We start from the raw sequence: 20352 nt of genomic DNA, 5'->3' as shown, positions 1-20352 counted from the left end.
ACTTAAAAAAACAATGTTTTACCGTACGTATAGCTTTGCATTATAGATAAATAAGCAATTTTCATTAGCCATGTAAACCATCGCGCCCTATGCTGGTGACGCCTCCACCACATCGGACAACAGGGAAACATGCACAATAAAATGACGGGTTTACTGGGCTTGCTGCTGCTGGGCACGACCTGGAGCGCGCTGGCCGCCCCGCCCGGCAGCGGCAGCGACTTGGTCTCTCAAAACGCAGGGCAGCGCGCGCTCGATGCCACGCTGGCCGCCATCGTCGACGATGCGGCCCACCCGCTGGCCAGCCTGTCCGTGCTGGCCATCCGCCATGGAAAGGTGTCTTATCAGCAACAATTCGGCTACCGGCACATCGGCGCCACGCCGGCGGACAGCTTGCCCGTGACGCCGGCCACCCTGTTCCGCATCGCTTCCGTCTCGAAGATGATGACCACGCTGGGCCTGATGCGGCTGGTCGAGCAGGGCAAGCTGAGCCTGGACCAGGACGTGGGCATTTATCTGGGCTTTTCCCTGCGCAACCCGCATTTCCCCCAGCAACCGTTGACCCTGCGCAGCTTGCTCAGCCATACCTCCTCGCTGCGCGACGCGGGCGGCTACGCCTGGGGGCCGGAACGCAGCCTGCGCGACGTGTTTACGGCCGGCGGCGACAGCATGTGGGATCGCGCCGCAGCGCCGGGCCGCTACTTTACGTATGCCAACCTGAACTGGGGCGTGATCGGCACGGTGATGGAAAAAGTCACGGGCGAGCGCTTCGATTTGCTGATGCGGCGCCTGCTGCTCGATCCCCTCGATGTGCGCGGCGGCTACAACCCGGCCGCCTTTTCCCCGGAAGAGGTCGCCAATACGGCCACCCTGTACCGCAAGCGCACGCTGGAGACGGAAGTGTGGCAGCCGCACGGGCCATGGATCGCCCAGGCCGACGATTTTTACCAGCGCCCACCGGCCGGCATGGCCAGCTATGTGATCGGCAGCAACGCCACCGTCTTCAGTCCCACGGGCGGCTTGCGCATTTCCGCCGCGGGACTGGGCAAGGTCATGCAAATGCTGCTCGACGGGGGCCGCTACCAGGATCAGCAACTATTGCAGCCGGCCAGCATTGCGCTGATGTTTGGCCGGCAATGGCAATTGGCGCCAGACGCCAGCAATGGCGACAGCGAGCGGGGCCTGTACCGCGCCTGGGGGCTGGGCAACCAGCAATTCGACGCGGTGGCGGGGCAGGGCAATGGCCTGGTCGAGGGCGCCGGCTTCACGGCCGTGGGCCATTTGGGCGACGCGTATGGCCTGGTGTCCGCCTTCGTGCTCGATTTCAAGAACAGGAACGGCATGGTGATGCTGGTGGGCGGCACGGGCAGCGATCCCGAACGCTATCCGGGCACGTATTCCGCCATGGGCCGCAGCGAGGAATTGATACTCAGCACCCTATACCGTGGTGCGATTGACAAGCATGAATAATTTGCACTGAAATAGTGCATTCCTGAAAGTTATGGCTGCACCATGATGTTTCATTGGCTCCCCGACCGGCCAGCCTCTAAGCTCTTCCCGAATGCTCCCGCACCATGGGAGCGCAACGCAGCGAGGCAACATGCAGCAACAAGTCATCATCATCGGCGGCGGCATCGTCGGTCTGACATCGGCCTGGTGGCTGGCCGAGGCCGGCTACAGGGTCACTGTACTGGAACGCAATGAACAGGTTGCGATCGCCGCCAGCTACCGCAATGGCGGCCAGCTCAGCTATCGCTATGTGGCGCCCTTGGCGGACGCGGGCGTGCCCTTCAAAGCCCTGCAGTGGCTGCTGCAAAAAGACGGTCCGCTGCGCTTCCGTCCCGAGGCGGACTGGCGCCAATGGCGCTGGATGGCCAGTTTCTTGCGCAATTGCAACAGCGCCAGCAATGCCCGCACGACGGCCAAGCTGCTGCAACTGGGCGAATGGAGCCGCGCCGGCATGGCGCAGCTGGAATTGACGGTGCCGCCGGAAGCGTATGCCTGGCGCGATGCAGGTAAACTCATCGTCTACCGCACGCCCGCCATCTTTCAGCGGGCCGTGGCGCGGCCCGAATCGGAAGAGGCGCGCATCGTCCTGTCGCCGCTGGAAGCCGTGCAGCGCGAACCGGCGCTGGCGGCCTTGCAGGGTGCCCTGGCGGGCGGTATCTTTACCGAAGGAGAAGCCGTGGCCGATTGCCACGCCTTTTGCCTGGCGCTGGAAGCGCGCCTACTGCAGCACCCGAATTGTTCGCTCTTATTAAAAGGCGAGGCGCGCCGCCTCGTCACGCACAAGGGCAGGATCACGGGCGTCGACACCAGCCTGGGCTTGCTGCAAGCGGATCACTATGTGCTGGCGGCCGGCATCCAGAGCCGCGACCTGGCCGCCACGGCGGGCGTCTACCTGCCCCTGTACCCGCTGAAGGGCTACAGCCTGACGGCGCCCATCCGCGCGCAGGACCAGGCGCCCGAGATCAGCATCACGGATTTCGAACGCAAGGTGCTGTATGCGCGCATAGGCGGCGACCTGCGCGTGGCCGCCATGGTCGACATGGTGGGCGCCGACAACAGCATCGACTGGAACCGCATCGCCGGCCTGACGCGGCTGGCGCGCGAAGCCATGCCGCACGGCGCCGACTACGACCAGGCCACGGCCTGGGCCGGCCTGCGCCCCGCCACGCCGAACAGCGCGCCGCTGGTGGGCGCCAGCAAAGTCGGCAATCTGTGGCTCAACGTGGGCCATGGTCCGCTGGGCTTTACCTTTGCCGCCGGCACGGCGCGCATCCTGGCCGACCTGATGCAGAACAAGGCGCCGCCGTTCGCGCTGGACTTCCTCAGCCCGAAAAAATAGCTGCCCAAGGCGGCGCGCACGCGCCGCTGCCGTTATGGCGGATAATTGCGGAACTTTTCAGTTCTCCTGTCTGCCAGCGCATGCCCACACCCTCGACCTCTGCCGCCTGCCCCTGTGGCGGCGCCTCCTACGCCAGTTGCTGCGGCCCGTATATCGCGGGCGACGCCGTGCCGCCCACGGCCGAAGCCCTGATGCGCTCGCGCTACACGGCCTTCACCTTGCGCGACGAGCCCTATCTGCGCGCCACCTGGCACGCCAGCACCTGTCCCGCCGACGCCTTATTCGCCGAAGAAGAAAAAGTCCACTGGCTGGGACTTGAGGTAAAATCTGCTTTACGTTTACGTCAACGTAAAGCAGAATCAGCAGATCAAGCCGAAGAGATACAGCGCGACAGCGTGGAATTCGTGGCCCGCTACAAGGTCAACGGCCGCGCGCACCGCCTGCATGAAGTGAGCCGCTTCGTGCGCGAGGCGGACAAGCGCGGTGGTGGCGCCCTGCGCTGGTTTTATCTCGACGGCAGTTTTCCCGAATAGCGCGACCCGAGAGACCGGGCGATAATAAAAAGGAACCGCAATGCCGCACATCGAAAGCAAACTCAATCCGCGCAGTGAAGATTTCAAGGCCAATGCCGCGGCCATGCAAGCCATCGTCGACGATTTGCGCGACAAGGTCGAGAAAATCGCGGCCGGCGGCGGCGAGGCGGCGGCCGCCAAGCACCTGGCGCGCGGCAAGCTGCTGCCGCGCGACCGCGTGCAGATGCTGCTCGATCCCGGCACGCCCTTCCTCGAGTTTTCCCAGATGGCGGCCTACGCCATGTACCAGGACGCCAAGGGCGTCGATGCGGCGCCCGCCGCCGGCATCATCACGGGCATCGGCAGGGTCTCGGGCCAGGAATGCGTCATCGTCTGCAACGACGCCACCGTCAAGGGCGGCACGTATTACCCGATGACGGTGAAAAAGCATTTGCGCGCCCAGGAAATCGCCGACCAGAACAACCTGCCCTGCATTTATTTGGTCGATTCGGGCGGCGCCAACCTGCCGAATCAGGACGACGTCTTCCCCGACCGCGACCATTTCGGCCGCATCTTCTACAACCAGGCGAACCTGTCGGCCAAGGGCATCCCGCAGATCGCCGTCGTGATGGGCTCTTGCACGGCGGGCGGCGCCTACGTGCCGGCCATGAGCGACGAATCGATCATCGTCAAAGAACAGGGCACGATTTTCCTCGGCGGCCCGCCGCTGGTGAAAGCGGCCACCGGCGAAGTGGTGACGGCCGAAGACCTGGGCGGCGGCGACGTGCACACGCGCTTGTCCGGCGTGGTCGACCACCTGGCACAGAACGACTTGCACGCGCTGTCGCTGGCGCGCACCATCGTCTCAAACCTGAACCGTAAAAAACCGCAGCAGATGGCCTTGCGCGACTCCGTCGAACCGAAATACCCGACGCAGGAACTGTATGGCGTGATCCCCGTCGATACGCGCAAACCGTTCGACGTGCGCGAGGTGATCGCGCGCATCGTCGACGGCAGCGATTTCGACGAATTCAAGGCCCGCTACGGCACCACCCTGATCTGCGGCTTCGCGCACATCTATGGCGTCAAAGTCGGCATCATCGCCAATAACGGCATCTTGTTCTCCGAATCGGCCCTGAAAGGCACGCATTTCATCGAATTGTGCTGCCAGCGCAAGATCCCGCTCGTCTTCCTGCAAAACATCACGGGCTTCATGGTGGGCCGCAAATACGAAAACGAGGGCATCGCCCGCAATGGCGCCAAGATGGTGACTGCCGTTGCCACCGCGGCCGTGCCGAAATTCACGGTGATCATCGGCGGCAGTTTCGGCGCCGGCAATTACGGCATGTGCGGCCGCGCGTTTTCGCCGCGGTTCATGTGGATGTGGCCGAATGCCCGCATTTCCGTCATGGGCGGCGACCAGGCCGCATCCGTGCTGGCCACCGTCAAGCGCGACGGCATCGAAGGCAAGGGCGGGCAGTGGAGCGCGGACGAGGAAGCGGCCTTCAAGCAGCCGATCAAGGAGCAATACGAACACCAGGGCCACCCGTACTACGCCACCGCGCGCCTGTGGGACGATGGCGTGATCGACCCGGCCGACACCCGCATGGTGCTGGGCCTGGGCCTGTCGGCCGCCTTGAACGCGGAAATCCCGGACACGAAGTTCGGCGTATTCCGCATGTAAGCGGCATTCAGGGAGAAGAGAATGGAATTTGAAACCTTAAAGTTGGTCATCGAAGGCAATGTCGCCACCGTGACCCTGAACCGCCCCGACGTGCGCAACGCCTTCAACGAGACGACGATCGCCGAACTGGCGCGCGCCTTCGAGGGCCTGGGACGCAGCGACATGGTGCGCGCCATCGTGCTGGCCGCCAATGGCGCCGCCTTTTGCGCCGGCGCGGACTTGAACTGGATGAAGAAGATGGCAGGCTACACGCATGCCGAAAACCAGGCCGACGCGCTGCAGCTGGCGCAGATGCTGCGCACGATTTACCTGTGTCCGAAACCCGTGGTGGCGAAGGTCCAGGGCGACTGCTATGCGGGCGGCATGGGCCTCGTCGCCGCATGCGATATCATTCTGGTTGCGGAAGACGTGCATTTCTGCCTGAGCGAAGTGCGGCTGGGACTGATTCCCGCCACTATTTCACCGTATGTCATCAAGGCCATGGGCGAAAACGCGGCACGCCGCTATTTCCTGACCGCCGAGCGATTCTCCGCTCAGGAAGCGCTGCGCATCGGCTTTGCCCACGAGGTAGTCGAGGCAGACGCGCTGGACGCGAAAACGGCCGAGGTGCTCAAAGCGCTGACGGGCAACAGCCCGCACGCCGTGGCGCAAGCGAAAACGCTGGTGCGCGAAATCGTCGGCCAACCGGTCGACGAGGCGCTGCTGGCGGACACCGCCGAGCGCATCGCGCAGATCCGCGCCTCGGAGCAGGGACGCGAAGGCGTGCAATCGTTCCTCGACAAGCGCAAGCCGAGTTGGCTCATGGGCTAGCAATATCATTGGAGCAGTTTTGAAAGCAGAAAAACAATCGGGCTGGGTCGAACGCAGTCTGCGCAGCGTGTGGCATCCGTGCACACAGATGCAGCACCACGAGACGGTCCCATTGATCCCCGTCAGCCACGGCCGCGGCGCCTGGCTGTATGATCACGAAGGACGACGCTACCTGGACGCCATCAGCTCCTGGTGGGTGAACCTGTTCGGCCACGCGAATCCGCGCATCAATGCGGAGCTGAAGGACCAGCTGGACCGGCTGGAACACGCGATGCTGGCCGGCTTTACGCATGAACCGGTGATCGAGCTGTCGGAAAAGCTCTCCGCCTTGACGGGCGGCGTGCTTGGCCACAGCTTTTACGCGTCCGACGGGGCGTCGGCCGTGGAAATCGCCCTGAAAATGAGTTTTCACGCCTGGCGCAACAGCGGCAAGGGTGAAAAACAGGAATTCGTCTGCCTGAAAGGCAGCTACCACGGCGAAACCATCGGCGCGCTGGCCGTCACGGACGTCGCCCTGTTCAAGGATGCCTACGGCCCCTTGCTGCGGGCAACGCAGACGGTGATGTCGCCCGACTTCCGCCAGGCGGCCGAGGGCGAATCAGCGCAGGACGTGGCGCGCCGCGCCGCCGCTGACGTGGAACAGCTGTTCCAGCAAAAGGCCGACAAGATCGCCGCCATCATCATCGAACCGCTGGTGCAATGCGCCACGGGCATGGCCATGCACGACCCGCTGTACCTGGCGCTGGTGCGCGCCCTATGCGATCGTTATCAAGTCCATCTGATCCTCGATGAAATCGCCGTCGGCTGCGGCCGCACGGGCACCTTCTTTGCCTGCGAACAGGCCGGCATCTGGCCCGATTTCGTCTGCCTGTCGAAAGGCATCAGCGGCGGCTATCTGCCTTTATCGCTGGTGATGACGCGCGAAGACATCTACCAGGCGTTCTACAGCACCGACGTGCGCCGCGGCTTTTTGCATTCGCACTCGTACACGGGCAACCCGCTGGCTTGCCGCGCCGCGCTGGCGACGCTGTCCATCTTCGAGGAAGATGATGTGCTGGCCACCAACCGCGTGCGCGCCGAGAAGATCACGCAAGCGCTGGCGCCGCTGGCGCAGCATAACAAGGTAAAAAACTTCAGGCAGCAGGGCATGATCTGGGCGTTTGACGCCGTCGACGCAGCGCCCGATTTCTCGCGCCGCTTCTTCAGCACGGCGCTGGAACATGAACTGCTGATGCGCCCCATCGGTTCCACCGTCTACCTGATGCCGCCGTACATACTCGACGACGCGGAGATCGCGGGCCTGGGCCAGCAGACCCTGGCCGTCTTCAATCATGTGATCGGGGCCTGAGATGGAACTGATCGCCCGATTACAACAGCAGCTGCAAGGGCTGGAAGAGCGCAGCCTGATCCGCCGCCGCCGCACCGTCGACACGCCGTGCGCGCCGCGCCTGACGGTCGATGGCCGCGCCATGCTGGCCTTTTGCAGCAATGACTACCTGGGCCTGGCGTCGCATCCGCGCATCGTCGCGGCGCTGAAAGAGGGCGCCGACCTGTATGGCGCCGGCAGCGGCGCGTCGCACCTGATCAGCGGCCATGGCCGCGCCCACGCGCAGCTGGAAGAGCGCCTGGCCAATTTCGTGGGCGCCAACCTGGAAAACGCCCGCGCCCTGTATTTCTGCACCGGCTACATGGCTAATCTGGCCGTGCTGACGGCCCTGTCGGCGGGCGACGCGGACGCGGAGATTTTCTCGGAAGCGCTGAACCACGCCTCGCTGATCGACGGCACGCGCCTGGCCCGCGTGAAAACGTGCGTGTATCCGCACGCGGACCTCGATGCCCTGTCGGGCCTGCTGGCGGCCAGCACGGCGAAAACCAAGATCGTCGTCACCGACAGCGTCTTCAGCATGGATGGCGACCTGGCGCCGCTGCCCGCGCTGCTGGCCCTGTGCGAACAATACGGCGCCTGGCTGGTGGTCGACGACGCGCACGGTTTCGGCGCGCTGGGAGCCAACGGCCGCGGCGCGCTCGAACACTTCGACCTGCATTCGCCCTACCTCGTCTACGTGGGCACCCTGGGCAAGTCGGCCGGCGTGGGCGGCGCGTTTGTGTGCGCGCACGAAGCCGTGATCGACACCCTGATACAAAAGGCGCGCCCCTACATCTTCACCACGGCGGCCGCGCCCGCGCTGGCGCATGCGCTCTTGGCCAGCCTGGACATCATCGCCGGCGAGGAAGGCCGGCAGCGCCGCGCCCACCTGGCGGCGCTGGTGGCGCAATGGAACGACGGCCTGAAGCTGCAACGCTGGCAAGCCTTGCCCTCGGTGACCGCCATCCAGCCCGTCATCATCGGCGAGAACGCGGACATGCTGGACATCGCCGCCACCCTGTATGAACAGGGCCTGTGGGTCGGCGCGATCCGCCCGCCCACCGTGCCGGCGGGGTCGGCGCGCCTGCGCGTCACCCTGTCGGCCGGCCACACGGCGCAGGAAGTGGCGCAATTGATCAACGCAGTCAACACCCTGGAAAGGACTCGCCATGAGCCTTGATGATCCTATCGTGGCGGAAGTGCTGGCGGACCTGGCGCCGGCCGTGCAGCCGGCTCCGGCCATTGCCGGCCTGCCCTCGCGCTTTGCCTGTTTCGTCACCGGCACCGACACGGAAATCGGCAAGACATTGACGTCGTCGGCCCTGCTGCACGCGCTGGTCGCGCGCGGCGTGCGCGCCTGCGGCATGAAACCGGTCGCCGCCGGCGCCGAAATGCGCGACGGCGAGCTGCATAATGAAGACGCCGACAGCCTGATCGCCGCCGGCAACGTCACCATGCTGCGCAGCCTGACGACGCCCTACATGCTGAAGGAACCGGCGGCGCCGCACATCGCCGCCGCGCTCGAAGGCGTGAGCATCGAATCGGTGCCCATCCTGGCCGCCTACCTGGAAATCGCCGCCGCCTCGGACGCCGTGGTGGTCGAAGGCGTGGGCGGTTTCCGCGTGCCGCTGTCGCCCGGTTTCGACTCGGCCGACCTGGCGCAGCAACTCGACCTGCCCGTGATCCTCGTGGTCGGCATGCGCCTGGGCTGCATCAGCCAGGCCTTGCTGACGGTGGAAGCCGTCGAAGCGCGCGGCTTGACGGTCGTCGGCTGGGTCGCCAACACGCTGGAAGTGGAAATGCGCTTCCTCGACGAAAATATCGATGCGCTGATCGAGCGCATCCCGGCGCCGCTGCTGGGCAGGGTGCCGCGCCTGGCGCAGCCGAGCGCGCAAGCGGCGGCGGCGTATCTCGATTTCACCGGCTTGCCCAACTGGCCGGCGCAGCATCCCAACACTTAATGTAGCTAAAAAATAGAAGCGAAGGAATCACCATGTCTTTAGTCCAAGAAGCAGCAAAAACCGTCGAACTGCACCGCCCTGCGGCGCGCATCACCGTGCCGGAAGCGGCCACCTGGCCCGTCGCCGACGTGCTGGCCCTGTTCGACCTGCCATTCAATGACCTGATGTTCAAGGCCCAGCAAACCCACCGCGTCAACTTCCCCGACGGCGACGTGGAACTGGCGACCCTGTTGTCGATCAAGACGGGCGGCTGCGAGGAAGACTGCGGCTACTGCCCGCAGGCGGCCCGCTACGACACGGGCGTGGAAGCAAAAAAAATCCTCGACATCGACACGGTGCTCGACGCGGCGCGCCAGGCAAAAGCCAACGGCGCCACGCGCTTCTGCATGGGCGCCGCCTGGCGCAGCCCGAAAGAGCGCGACATGGAAAAAGTCGAAGAGATGGTGACCAAGGTCAAGGCGCTGGGCCTGGAAACATGCGCTACTTTGGGTATGCTGGAAGAAGGACAAGCGGACCGCCTGAAGAACGCGGGCCTCGACTTCTACAACCATAACCTCGATACGGCACCCGAGTTCTACGACAACGTCATCTCGACGCGCGAATACCAGGACCGCCTGGACACCCTGGGCCGCGTGCGCGAAGCAGGCTTGAAAGTATGCTGCGGCGGCATCGTCGGCATGGGTGAAACGCGCTTGCAGCGCGCGGGCCTGATCGCCCAGCTGGCCAATCTGAATCCGTATCCGGAATCGGTGCCCGTCAACCACCTGGTGCAGGTGGAAGGCACGCCACTGTACGGCATGGAAGCGCTCGATCCGTTCGAATTCGTGCGCACCATCGCCGTGGCCCGCATCACCATGCCGAAGGCGCGCGTGCGCCTGTCGGCCGGTCGCCGCCAGATGGGCGAAGCCGTGCAAGCCATGTGCTTCCTGGCCGGCGCCAATTCCATCTTCTACGGCGACAAGCTGCTCACCACCGACAACCCGGAAGCGGAAGACGACCGCGTCCTGTTGAACAAGCTGGGCCTGCAAACGCGCGGCGCCATGCTGGACTCGGTACAGAAAGAGAAGTGCGGCTGCTGATCCAGCCATCGGAATGCGCCCCACCAGGGCGCATTCCTTCATCGCGACACCTCAGATAAAAAACTTCCAGCCACGAGCTGCAAAGAGAGAGACCATGTTCACTAAAATCCTGATCGCCAACCGCGGCGAAATCGCTTGCCGTGTCGCCGCTACCGCGCGCCGCATGGGCATCCAGACCGTCGCCGTGTATTCGGAAGCGGACGCCAACGCCAAGCACGTCGCCGTGTGCGACGAAGCCGTCCTGATCGGCCCCGCGCCGGCCAAGGAAAGCTATCTGTGCGGCGACAAGATCATCGCCGTGGCGCTGGCCACTGGCGCGCAAGCGATCCACCCCGGCTACGGCTTCCTGTCCGAAAACGCGGATTTCGCCGACGCCTGCCACGCGGCGGGCCTGGTCTTCATCGGCCCGCCGGCGTCCGCCATGCGCGCCATGGGCTCCAAATCGGCCGCCAAGTCGCTGATGGAAAAAGCCAACGTGCCGCTGGTGCCCGGCTACCATGGCGAGGAACAGGATGCGGACTTTTTGCACACGCAAGCCGACAAGATCGGCTACCCCGTCCTGCTGAAGGCTTCGGCCGGCGGCGGCGGCAAGGGCATGCGCGTCATCGACAACAGCGCCGACTTCAAGGCCGCGCTGGCCTCGTGCAAGCGCGAAGCGATCAGCTCTTTCGGCGACGACAAGGTGCTGGCCGAAAAATACCTGTCGCGCCCGCGGCATATCGAAATCCAGGTGTTCGCCGACACGCTCGGCAACTGCATCTACCTGTTCGAGCGCGATTGCTCGGTGCAGCGCCGCCATCAAAAGGTGCTGGAAGAAGCGCCGGCGCCGGGCATGCCGGCCGAGCGCCGCGCAGCCATGGGCGAAGCGGCCGTCGCCGCCGCCAAGGCCGTCGGCTACGTGGGCGCGGGCACGGTGGAATTCATCGCCAACCAGGATGGCTCGTTCTACTTCATGGAGATGAACACGCGCCTGCAGGTCGAGCATCCGGTGACGGAAATGATCACCGGCACCGACCTGGTGGAATGGCAGTTGCGCGTCGCCTTTGGCGAGCCGCTGCCGAAAAAACAGAGCGAACTGGCGATCCACGGCCACGCCATCGAGGCGCGCATCTACGCGGAAAATCCGGAGAAGGGCTTCCTGCCGTCGATCGGCACCCTGCGCCACATGCAGTCGCCATCGGCCGTCACGTTCGAACTGGGTGGCACGGTGGTTCCGGCGTCCGTGCGCATCGATTCGGGCGTGCGCGAAGGCGACGCCATTTCGCCATTCTACGACCCGATGATCGCCAAGCTGATCGTCTGGGGCGAGGACCGCCGCGAAGCGCTGGCGCGCATGGCGCAAGCGCTGTCGGAATACCAGATCGTCGGCCTCGCCAGCAATATCGCCTTCCTGAAACGCCTGGTCGAAGGCCAGGCATTTTCCAGCGCGGACCTGGACACGGGTTTGATCGAGCGCAATCAAGCGTCGCTGTTCCCCGCCCTGCAGGCGGCGCCCGACACGGCCCTGGCGCTGGCGTCCGTGGCCCTGCTGCTGGAAGAAAAAGCGGCCGCCGAAGCGCAATCGGCCAACCGCGCCGACCCATGGGGCAATGCCCTGGGCTGGCGCTTGAACAGCACCCTGGGACGCAGCCTGGCGTTTGCCGACGAATTCGCGCTGGCCGGCGACAGCAAGGCCTATGCCGCGCGCATCGCCTACCAGACGGATGGCTGGCTGTTCAACGGCCAGCCCCTGACATTGACGGCGCGCAAAGGCAACGAGCTGCACATCAAGCTGGGCGAGCGTGCCGTGCATGGCACCGTGCTGCGCGACGGCGAGCAATTCCACGTGTTCACCAGCGGCTTGCACCACACCCTGCACTACAGCGACCCGATGGCGCATGCGGGCGAAACGGAAGCGGAAGGCGGCCGCCTGACGGCGCCGATGCCGGGCAAGGTCGTCGCCGTGCTGGTCAACCAAGGCCAGGACGTCAAGAAGGGCGAGCCGCTGGTCATCATGGAAGCGATGAAGATGGAGCACACGATCGCCGCGCCGCACGACGGCCTGGTGGAAGAGGTGCTGTACGCGGTCGGCGACCAGGTGGCCGATGGCGCGCCGCTGCTGGCCTTCAAGGCCGCCGCCTGAGGAGCGCTCTTGGAAACCTCGATGCGCATCCTGTTACAGCGCGCGGACGGCAAGGAAGCGGCGTGGATCAGCGACTTCCGTGACTTGCTGCCCGAAGCCGAGATTGTCTTCTGGCGCGAGGGCGAGTCGTTCGCGCCCTGCGACTATGCCGTCGTGTGGCAGCCGCCCGCCGCCATGCTGCCCGTATTGAGCGAAGTCAAAGCCATCTTCAACACGGGCGCGGGCGTCGACGCGCTGCTGAAATTCGGCGAGGCGCTGCCGGCCCACGTGCCGCTGGTGCGCCTCGATGACGCAGGCATGGGCGTGCAGATGGCCGAATATGTGAGCCACGCCGTGCTGCGCCACTTCCGCCGTTTCGACGACTACGAGGCGCAGGGCCGCGCCGGCATCTGGCAACCGCTGCCCGCATTCGACAAGGGGGATTTCCCCGTCGGCGTGCTTGGCATGGGCGTGCTGGGCACCCGCGTGCTGCAAGCGCTGGCGCAGTTCGAATTTCCCCTGCGCGGCTGGAGCCGCAGCCAGAAACACGTCGATGGCGTGCAGTGCTTTGCGGGCGAAGAGGAGCTGGAAGCCTTTTTACGCGGCACGCGCGTGCTGGTCTGCATGCTGCCGCTCACGCCGGACACGCACAACCTGCTCGACCGCGCGCGCCTGTCGATGCTGCTGCCGGGCGCCTACATCATCAACGTGGCGCGCGGTGCGCATCTCGCCGAACCGGATTTGCTGACCCTGATCCGCTCCGGGCACATCGCCGGAGCGACCCTGGACGTGTTCCGCAACGAGCCGCTGCCGCAGCAGCACCCGTTCTGGCAAGAACCGCGCATCACCATCACGCCGCATATTTCGGCCGCCACCCTGCGCCGCGAAAGCGTGGCGCAAATCGCCGCCAAAATGCGCCGCCTGCACGCCGGCGACTCTGTCGCCGGCATCGTCAACCGTTTGCAAGGATATTGAGATGAGCCCTACTACCAGTCTGCCCAAGCAGGTCAAGATCGTCGAAGTGGGTCCGCGCGACGGCCTGCAAAACGAGAAGGAAACCATCAGCGCCGCCGTCAAGATCGAACTGGTCGACCGCCTGACGTTGGCCGGCTTCGCCAATATCGAGGCGGCGTCCTTCGTGTCGCCGAAATGGGTGCCGCAGATGGCCACCAGCGCGGAAGTCATGCAGAAAATCGCGCGCCGCCCCGGCACCATTTATTCGGCGCTGACGCCGAACATGCAGGGTTTCGATGCGGCGCTGGCGGCGAAGGCCGATGAAGTGGTGATCTTCGGCTCCGCTTCCGAGGCGTTCTCGCAAAAGAACATCAACTGCTCCATCGCCGAATCGATCGCCCGCTTCGAAGGCGTGGCGAAAGCGGCCAAGGAACACGGCCTGCGCCTGCGCGGCAGCATCAGCTGCGCCTTCGGCTGCCCCTACCAGGGCGACGTGCCGCTCGACGCCGTGGCCGACGTGGTGAAACGCATGCGCGACCTGGGCTGCGACGAAATCGACATCGCCGACACCATCGGCGTGGCCACGCCGCGCAAGACGCAGGCGGTAATGGAGCGCGCGATCCAGGCTTTCCACGTGGGAGGCCTGTCCGGCCACTTCCACGACACCTATGGCCAGGCGCTGGCGAACATCTACGCCAGCCTGGAAACGGGCATCGCGATCTATCACTCGTCCGTCTCCGGCCTGGGCGGCTGCCCGTACGCCAAGGGCGCCACCGGCAACGTGGCCACCGAAGACGTGCTGTATATGATGCAGGGGCTGGGCATTGCCACCGACATCGACCTGGACCTGGTCGTCGATGCGGGGCAGTTCATCTCGCAGCAGCTGGGGCGCAAGGGTTCTAGCCGGGCCGGCAACGCCATCGCGGCGAAACGCCTGGGGTAAATGCAAAGGGGCTGCGGCCCCTGCTGCCGGCCTCGCGCCGCAGGCGCTACAGACGAAAAAAAACCCAAGAGCCTAAACTCTTGGGTTTTTTTCTACAAATTTGGTCGGAGTACAAGGATTCGAACCTTGGACCCCCTGGTCCCAAACCAGGTGCGCTACCGGGCTGCGCCACACTCCGAAGACCAAGATAATACAGGCCGTATCGATTTCGGTCAAGGGTCAGGTGAAACTCTGTGTAAATTATTTACGCGCGGCACTGGAATCCATGTATTTTTCAAAACGATTGAAGTATGCGACACTGGCTTGGCAAGTTTTCCCGATCAGACATGAAGGTGACGACGGCAATGGAGTTCAGGATAGAAAGAAGCGACGGTGGCCGGCCCCTGCCGAACCGCCGCGGCATCGTGCTGGGCATCGCCGTGTCCCTGCTGCTGCATGGCGCCTTGATCTATCTATGGCGCCATGTGCAGCCGGCCGCGCGGATGGACATGGCCCCGCGCGTGGAATCGATCGCCGTGTGGATACGTCCGCTGGCCGCCAAGCCTCCCCCGCCGCCCGCCGAAGTGGTCAAGCCGAAACGCGAACCCAAGCCCATCAGCAAGCCGAAACTCGCCACGGTCCGGGAAACGCCGGCGGCCACCGTGACGCCAGCGGCCAGCCCGCAAGCCATCACGGTCGTGCCGGCATCACCGGCCACGCCGGCGGCCAGTGCCGATACCTTCAGGCAAGAAACCCCGGAAACGCCGAAATTCGACATGGAAGCGGCCAGAAAAACGGCGCGCAAGATGGCGGGCGAACGCGATCCGTCCAAGGTGGGCACGGCCGTGGGGCAAATCCCCGACAAGCCGCTGCAAACGGAAACCCAGCTGGCGCGCGACATCGCACAAGGCAAGCGCGGCGATTGCCGCACGGCCTATTCCGGCGCGGGCTTGCTGGCGCCCGTGCTGATGCTACTGGACAAGAAGGATAGCGGCTGCAAGTGGTGATGACGTGATTGACTCTACCCATATTGGGTACTATCATACCCAATATGGGTATTTATGCAGACACATTGTTTTCCAAGACACAGCAACGCGTACTGGCCTTGCTCTTTGGCCAGGCGCAACGCTCTTTCTATGCGAATGAAATCATCGCCTTCGCAGCCATGGGGTCGGGCGCCGTGCAGCGCGAGCTGGCCAAGCTGGAGAAGTCGGCCCTGGTCACGGTGAAAAAAGTGGGCAACCAAAAGCATTATCAGGCGAATCACGCGGCACCCATCTTCGACGAACTGCGCAGCATCGTACTGAAAACCTTTGGCGTCGCCGACGTGCTGCGCGTGGCGCTACAGCCATACTGGCAGGAAATCGACCTGGCCTTCGTGTACGGTTCGATGGCCAAGGGAACGGAACACGCACACAGCGATATCGACCTGATGGTGATCGGCAGCATGGCATCGAACGCCCAGCTACTGGCGGCGCTGCAACCGGCAGAGCAACAATTGGGACGCAGCATCAATCCCACCTTGTACACGCCGGCAGAATGGCGGCAAAGAATAGACGACGGCAAGTCGTTCGTGGTGCGGGTCCTCGACCAGCCCAGGATTTTTGTCAAAGGAGCCAATGATGACTTCATCAAGCTCACCGGCGCTGGCGAACCTGGCACGCATCGGCCAGCTCAAGGCTGAGCCACCGGACGCACGCGAACGGGCCGGCTTGCTGCGCTCGGCCACCGTGCGCCTGCGCGATGCCAGGCAGTCGATACTGTCGCTGGAAAGTCGCTTCGACCTGGCATATAACGCCGCGCATGCAGCTGCCTTGTCTGCGCTGCGTCAACATGGTTATCGCAGCGACAATCGCTATCTCGTCTTTCAAAGCCTGGAACACACGCTGGGTTTCACGCCACAGCAATGGCTGCTGTTAAGCCAGGCGCACAAGAAGCGCAACCTGGCGGAATACGAGGGCGAGCTGGATGTCACGCAGGGCTTTGTCGACGAGTTGATCGAACATGTGCAACAACTGCTCGCGGCGGCACAGGCGCTCGATGTCCAGCCACCGTCCTGATCGCCTTATTCCTGCCCCTTCAACTGCAGCGCCCGCTCATACAGGGCGTTTTTCTTGCGGCCCGTGATTTGCGCCGTCAAATTCGCCGCCTGCTTGACGCTGCATTCGGCCAATAAGATATTCAGGATGCGTTCCGCTTCCACGTCTTCCGCGTCCTGCGCTTCCGTGGCGCCTTCCAGCAGGACGACGAACTCTCCCTTTTCGCGGTGCGCGTCGGCGCGTATCCACGCCGCCGCCTCGGACAGGGGGCAGCGGTGGATTTCCTCGAACAGTTTCGTCAGTTCGCGCGCGAACACCACCTGGCGCGTCGGCTCGAACGCCGCCGCCAGGGCCGTGGCGCAATCGAGGATGCGGTGCGGCGCCTCATAGAACACCATGGTGGCCGTCACGCCGCGCAGGCTGTGCAGCATGTTTTCACGCTGCTTGGCCTTGGCTGGCAGGAAGCCGACAAAGTAAAACTGGTCATTCAGCAAGCCGCTGGCGGAAATGGCCGTGATCGCCGCCGATGGACCGGGCAGGGGCAGCACGCGCAAGCCGGCCGCACGCACGGCGTCGACGATGCGCGCGCCCGGGTCGGACACGGCGGGCGTGCCGGCGTCGGAGACGAGGGCGATGCGCTCGCCGGCGTGCAGGCGGGCAATCAAAGTTTGCGCCACTTCGCGTTCATTATGTTGATGCGCCGCAATCAACGGCTTGTTCAAGCCAAAGCGCGTCAGCAGGTGCGCCGTATTGCGCGTATCTTCACAGGCGACGGCATCGGCAAGGCTCAGCAAATGCAGCGCGCGCAGGCTGATATCGGTCACATTGCCGATCGGCGTGGCCACTATATACAATGTTGCGATAGGATAGACCTGGTGCGCCGCCTCTGTCATGATGGGCAGGCTGGCGATGGAACTGATTTCTTGTACGGTCATTTTGGAGGTTAAATGCTTGCTAATAGTGTGAAGTTACTGCTTGTTTGTGCCGCGACCGGCATGCTGAGCGCTTGCAGCACGCCTTGCGACGCGCCCGGGCAATTGTGCGCGCCTATTGAATCTAACACAAGGGCGCTGCCGCCACCGAAGCCGCTGCCACCGCCCCTGCCGCCGAAGCCGCCCGCACCCGAACCCGTCACTTTCGCCGTGGCCGTGCCCGATATTACCGCGTACGACGGCAACGGCGCGCCGCTGGCGCCCATCAAGAACAAACCGGCCACCGGCACGCCGCTCGACATGCCGGCCGCCACGGCACCGGCGCCATCCGACGGCAATGTCCACCACATCGGCCTGCTGCTGCCGCTGCGCTCGGCTTCCCTGGGCCCGGCCGCCGAATTGCTGCGCGCCGGCTTCATGGCCGCGTACGAGCGCGACCGCAGCGGCTTTGAAGTGACGGTGATCGATACGGGCGATGGCAGCAGCGACGTCCTGAACAAGTTTGCGCAAGCGCAGGAAGAACAGGACATCGTCGTGGGGCCGTTGTCGCGTTCGGCCGTCACGGCCGTGGCGAACAGCGACCTGGTGCGTAAGCCGACGATCGCCCTGAACCACCCGGACAACCGCGGCGACGCGCGCCTGCCGGCCAAGCTGCTGGTGATGGGCTTGTCGATCGAGGCGGAAGCGCGCCAGGTCGCCGCCTGGGCCGCCAGCGAACAGCCGGGCGCCAGCGCGCTGGTCCTGTCGGCCGGTTCGCCCTCGCAGCGCCGCATCAGCGCCGCCTTCAAGCAGGAATGGCTGCGCCAGGGCGGCAAGATCGAGACCATGGACTTGACGGCCACGAATGGCTACCTGAGCGATGCCGAGCTGGTGCAGCTGCGCGCGCGCCTGGCCGCCACGCCGCCGGGCCTGCTGTTTGCCGCGCTCGACGCCGACCAGGCGCGCCAGTTGCGCGTGGCCATCGGCAGCGATCTGCCCCTGTATGGCACCTCGTCCTTGAATCCCGGCGCCGGACGCGGCGCCAGCGGCCCGGAACTCGACGGCGCGCGCCTGCTGGACTTGCCATGGCAAGTCCAGCGCGACCATCCGCAAGTGATGGTGTATCCACAGCCCGAGCAGCCTGCCGAACGCCGGCTGACGGCCGACATGGAACGCCTGTACGCGCTGGGCATCGATGCCTTCCGCGTGGCGCGCGAAGTGGCGCTGCGGCCGAACGCGCCATTTACCCTCGATGGCGTGACGGGCCGCCTGGCCGTGCGCTTCGACGGTGATCAAAGCGTGTTCGAACGCACGGAACAGGCCGCCACCTACCAGCAAGGCGTGCTGGGTACCTGGCCGCCGGCCACGGCAACAACACCGGCCGCCTTGCCGCCGGCCCAATAAGGACACGCCATGCCGCCCTTCGCTTTCTGGAACAAACGGGAACGGGGACGGCAAGGGGAAGACGATGCGCTCGCGTATCTGTTGCTGCAAGGCTTGGTGCTGCTGCAACGCAACTATCTGTGCAAGGGCGGGGAACTCGACCTGATCATGCGCGACGGCGCCGCCATCGTTTTCGTCGAAGTGCGGCTGCGCAGCAGTACAGCCTACGGCGGCGCCCTGGCCAGCATCACGCCGGCCAAGCAGCGGCGCATGGTGCTGGCCGCGCAAACCTGGCTGCTGGGGCAAAAAACGCTGCCGCCATGCCGCTTCGACGCGCTGGCCATCGATGGCGGGCGCATCAGCTGGCTGAAGAACATCCTCGATATGTAAGCATTTTTAACAGTGCTTGTCCGCCATGCCGCGCGCCTGCACTATAATCGGCAGACTATGAATAATCAACGCATCCTCTCGCACTTCCACGAAAGTGCCGAACTCAAGATCCAGGCCGCCACCGTACTGGCGCAACCGATTGCGCAGGCGATCGACCTGATGTTTTATGCATTGTCCAACGGCAACAAGATCCTCGCCTGCGGCAACGGCGGTTCCGCCGCCGACTGCCAGCATTTCGCGGCCGAGCTGGTCGGACGCTTCGAACGCGAGCGCTTTCCGCTGCCGGCCCTGGCGCTGACGACGGATACGTCCATCCTGACGGCCGTGGCGAACGATTACAGCTACCGCGAGATCTTCTCGAAGCAGGTGCAGGCGTTCGGCCAGGCCGGCGACATCCTGCTGGCCATCTCCACGTCGGGCAATTCGGCCAACGTGATGGCGGCCGTGGAAGCGGCGCTCGAGCGCGAAATGCGCGTCGTGGCGCTGACGGGCAAGGACGGCGGCGCCATCGGCAAGATGCTGACGGACGCCGACGTGCATATCTGCGTACCGGCCGAGCGTACGGCGCGCATCCAGGAAGTCCATCTGACCACCATACATTGCATCTGCGACGGCATCGATGTCGCCCTATTCGGAGGAGACGTGAATGACTAAATTCGGTACTGGCCCAGGCTGGAAACGCGTACAACGCCCGCTGGCCACCGCACTGCTGTGCGGCGCCATGCTCACCTCGCTCACCGGCTGCATCGAACTGATGGTCGGCGGCGCGGTGATGGGCGGCGTTGCCGCAGCGGACCGCCGCACCCTGGGCGCGCAGACCGAAGACAAGTCGATCGCCCTGAAAGGCGAGTCGCGCATCCCCTCCATCGTGGGCGACGTGGGCCACGTGAACGTCACCAGTTTCAACCGCCGCGTCCTGCTGACGGGCGAAGTGCGCGACGAGGCGATGAAAAATGCCGTCGAGCGCGAAGTGCGCAATATCGAGGGCGTGGAATCGGTGGCGAATGAATTGATCATCGCCGGCCCGGCCAGCTATACCTCGCGCTCGAACGACGCGCTGATCACCACCAAGGTCAAGGCCAGCCTGGTCGACATGAAAACCATCTCGGCTGCCTCGTTCAAGGTCGTCACCGAGAACGCCACCGTCTTCCTGATGGGCAGAGTCACCCAGCGCGAAGGCACGGTCGCGGCCGACGTGGCGCGCGGCGTGGGCGGCGTGCAGAAAGTGGTCAAGCTGTTCGACTACATTTCGGAAGCGGAACTGAAGCAATTGCAGCCGGACCCGCCGCAGCAACGCACGACGAGCACCGTCAGCGACACGGTACAGCAGTAAGCGCCTCCGCCATCCGACCTAGGGCGCGCCAACGATGCGGCGGCTATAATAGTCGCATCGTG

At 64.6% G+C, this 20352-nt stretch carries 20 protein-coding genes and 1 tRNA gene; 19 read left to right on the top strand and 2 right to left on the bottom strand.

The window, feature by feature from the left end; all coding sequences use genetic code 11:
* Window positions 1–141: 141 nt before the first annotated feature.
* The 12 genes from OX460_RS20675 (at window position 142) to OX460_RS20610 (ending at window position 14255) form a co-directional block, all read left to right on the top strand.
* Complete coding sequence (locus OX460_RS20675; protein WP_289899757.1) at window positions 142–1467, top strand: serine hydrolase; 1326 nt, start codon at window positions 142–144, stop codon at window positions 1465–1467.
* Between the two features lie 91 nt (window positions 1468–1558).
* Complete coding sequence (locus tag OX460_RS20670) at window positions 1559–2845, top strand: D-amino acid dehydrogenase (RefSeq protein ID WP_289899756.1); 1287 nt, start codon at window positions 1559–1561, stop codon at window positions 2843–2845.
* Window positions 2846–2925: 80 nt separating this feature from the next.
* Window positions 2926–3378 carry a YchJ family metal-binding protein gene (locus tag OX460_RS20665; protein ID WP_289899755.1) on the top strand — a complete coding sequence of 151 codons (453 nt, stop codon included), beginning with the start codon at window positions 2926–2928 and terminating at the stop codon, window positions 3376–3378.
* 40 nt (window positions 3379–3418) lie between these two features.
* Entirely contained in the window at window positions 3419–5041 is a 1623-nt protein-coding gene (locus tag OX460_RS20660; protein ID WP_251349687.1) for a carboxyl transferase domain-containing protein, read from the top strand.
* 21 nt (window positions 5042–5062) lie between these two features.
* Window positions 5063–5851, top strand: a complete 789-nt coding sequence (locus OX460_RS20655; RefSeq protein ID WP_251349686.1) for an enoyl-CoA hydratase/isomerase family protein — start codon at window positions 5063–5065, stop codon at window positions 5849–5851.
* Between the two features lie 19 nt (window positions 5852–5870).
* Window positions 5871–7199 carry an adenosylmethionine--8-amino-7-oxononanoate transaminase gene (bioA, locus tag OX460_RS20650; protein ID WP_289899754.1) on the top strand — a complete coding sequence of 443 codons (1329 nt, stop codon included), beginning with the start codon at window positions 5871–5873 and terminating at the stop codon, window positions 7197–7199.
* A gap of 1 nt (window position 7200) precedes the next feature.
* Window positions 7201–8397: an 8-amino-7-oxononanoate synthase gene (bioF, locus tag OX460_RS20645; RefSeq protein WP_289899753.1), complete on the top strand. Its 1197-nt coding sequence runs from the start codon at window positions 7201–7203 to the stop codon at window positions 8395–8397.
* Window positions 8387–9178 carry a dethiobiotin synthase gene (bioD, locus tag OX460_RS20640; protein WP_099666035.1) on the top strand — a complete coding sequence of 264 codons (792 nt, stop codon included), beginning with the start codon at window positions 8387–8389 and terminating at the stop codon, window positions 9176–9178. The genes bioF and bioD overlap by 11 nt, the downstream gene beginning before the upstream one ends.
* 32 nt (window positions 9179–9210) lie before the next feature.
* Entirely contained in the window at window positions 9211–10257 is a 1047-nt protein-coding gene (gene bioB, locus OX460_RS20635) for a biotin synthase BioB (RefSeq protein WP_099666034.1), read from the top strand.
* 94 nt (window positions 10258–10351) lie between these two features.
* Window positions 10352–12379: an acetyl/propionyl/methylcrotonyl-CoA carboxylase subunit alpha gene (locus tag OX460_RS28510; protein ID WP_354669835.1), complete on the top strand. Its 2028-nt coding sequence runs from the start codon at window positions 10352–10354 to the stop codon at window positions 12377–12379.
* Between the two features lie 21 nt (window positions 12380–12400).
* Complete coding sequence (locus OX460_RS20615) at window positions 12401–13333, top strand: glyoxylate/hydroxypyruvate reductase A (RefSeq protein ID WP_289899776.1); 933 nt, start codon at window positions 12401–12403, stop codon at window positions 13331–13333.
* A 1-nt stretch (window position 13334) separates the two neighbouring features.
* A complete protein-coding gene (locus OX460_RS20610; RefSeq protein ID WP_289899752.1) occupies window positions 13335–14255 on the top strand; it encodes a hydroxymethylglutaryl-CoA lyase in 921 nt (306 codons plus the stop codon).
* A gap of 101 nt (window positions 14256–14356) precedes the next feature.
* Here the strand turns inward: OX460_RS20610 and OX460_RS20605 are convergent.
* A tRNA-Pro gene (locus OX460_RS20605) sits at window positions 14357–14433 on the bottom strand.
* A gap of 112 nt (window positions 14434–14545) precedes the next feature.
* On the opposite strand from OX460_RS20605, the gene OX460_RS20600 reads away from it, so the two are divergent.
* The 3 genes from OX460_RS20600 (at window position 14546) to OX460_RS20590 (ending at window position 16294) form a co-directional block, all read left to right on the top strand.
* Window positions 14546–15241, top strand: a complete 696-nt coding sequence (locus OX460_RS20600) for a hypothetical protein (RefSeq protein WP_289899751.1) — start codon at window positions 14546–14548, stop codon at window positions 15239–15241.
* A 65-nt stretch (window positions 15242–15306) separates the two neighbouring features.
* A complete protein-coding gene (locus OX460_RS20595; RefSeq protein ID WP_257218798.1) occupies window positions 15307–15918 on the top strand; it encodes a nucleotidyltransferase domain-containing protein in 612 nt (203 codons plus the stop codon).
* Window positions 15857–16294, top strand: a complete 438-nt coding sequence (locus OX460_RS20590) for a hypothetical protein (RefSeq protein WP_099666028.1) — start codon at window positions 15857–15859, stop codon at window positions 16292–16294. Before OX460_RS20595 ends, OX460_RS20590 begins: the two co-directional genes overlap by 62 nt.
* A gap of 5 nt (window positions 16295–16299) precedes the next feature.
* Here the strand turns inward: OX460_RS20590 and rsmI are convergent, their stop codons facing one another.
* Window positions 16300–17208, bottom strand: a complete 909-nt coding sequence (gene rsmI, locus OX460_RS20585) for a 16S rRNA (cytidine(1402)-2'-O)-methyltransferase (protein ID WP_251349678.1) — start codon at window positions 17206–17208, stop codon at window positions 16300–16302.
* 213 nt (window positions 17209–17421) lie between these two features.
* Between rsmI and OX460_RS20580 the strand changes: the two genes are divergently transcribed.
* From OX460_RS20580 to OX460_RS20565, 4 genes are read left to right on the top strand one after another with little or no spacing between them, the layout of a single operon-like run.
* Entirely contained in the window at window positions 17422–18588 is a 1167-nt protein-coding gene (locus OX460_RS20580) for a penicillin-binding protein activator (protein ID WP_251349677.1), read from the top strand.
* Window positions 18589–18597: 9 nt separating this feature from the next.
* Window positions 18598–18957 carry a YraN family protein gene (locus tag OX460_RS20575; RefSeq protein WP_289899750.1) on the top strand — a complete coding sequence of 120 codons (360 nt, stop codon included), beginning with the start codon at window positions 18598–18600 and terminating at the stop codon, window positions 18955–18957.
* A gap of 57 nt (window positions 18958–19014) precedes the next feature.
* A complete protein-coding gene (locus tag OX460_RS20570; protein WP_034752465.1) occupies window positions 19015–19611 on the top strand; it encodes a phosphoheptose isomerase in 597 nt (198 codons plus the stop codon).
* The gene (locus tag OX460_RS20565) at window positions 19604–20290 is read left to right on the top strand and encodes a BON domain-containing protein (protein WP_077398288.1); all 687 of its coding nucleotides are present in this window, start codon (window positions 19604–19606) and stop codon (window positions 20288–20290) included. Before OX460_RS20570 ends, OX460_RS20565 begins: the two co-directional genes overlap by 8 nt.
* Window positions 20291–20352: the final 62 nt, after the last annotated feature.

The sequence above is a fragment of the Janthinobacterium sp. SUN033 genome (assembly GCF_030397595.1).
Taxonomy (GTDB): Bacteria; Pseudomonadota; Gammaproteobacteria; order Burkholderiales; family Burkholderiaceae_D; genus Janthinobacterium; species Janthinobacterium kumbetense.
Note: the sequence above shows the minus strand (reverse complement) of the source record. Positions and strands in the feature narration are given on the sequence as shown.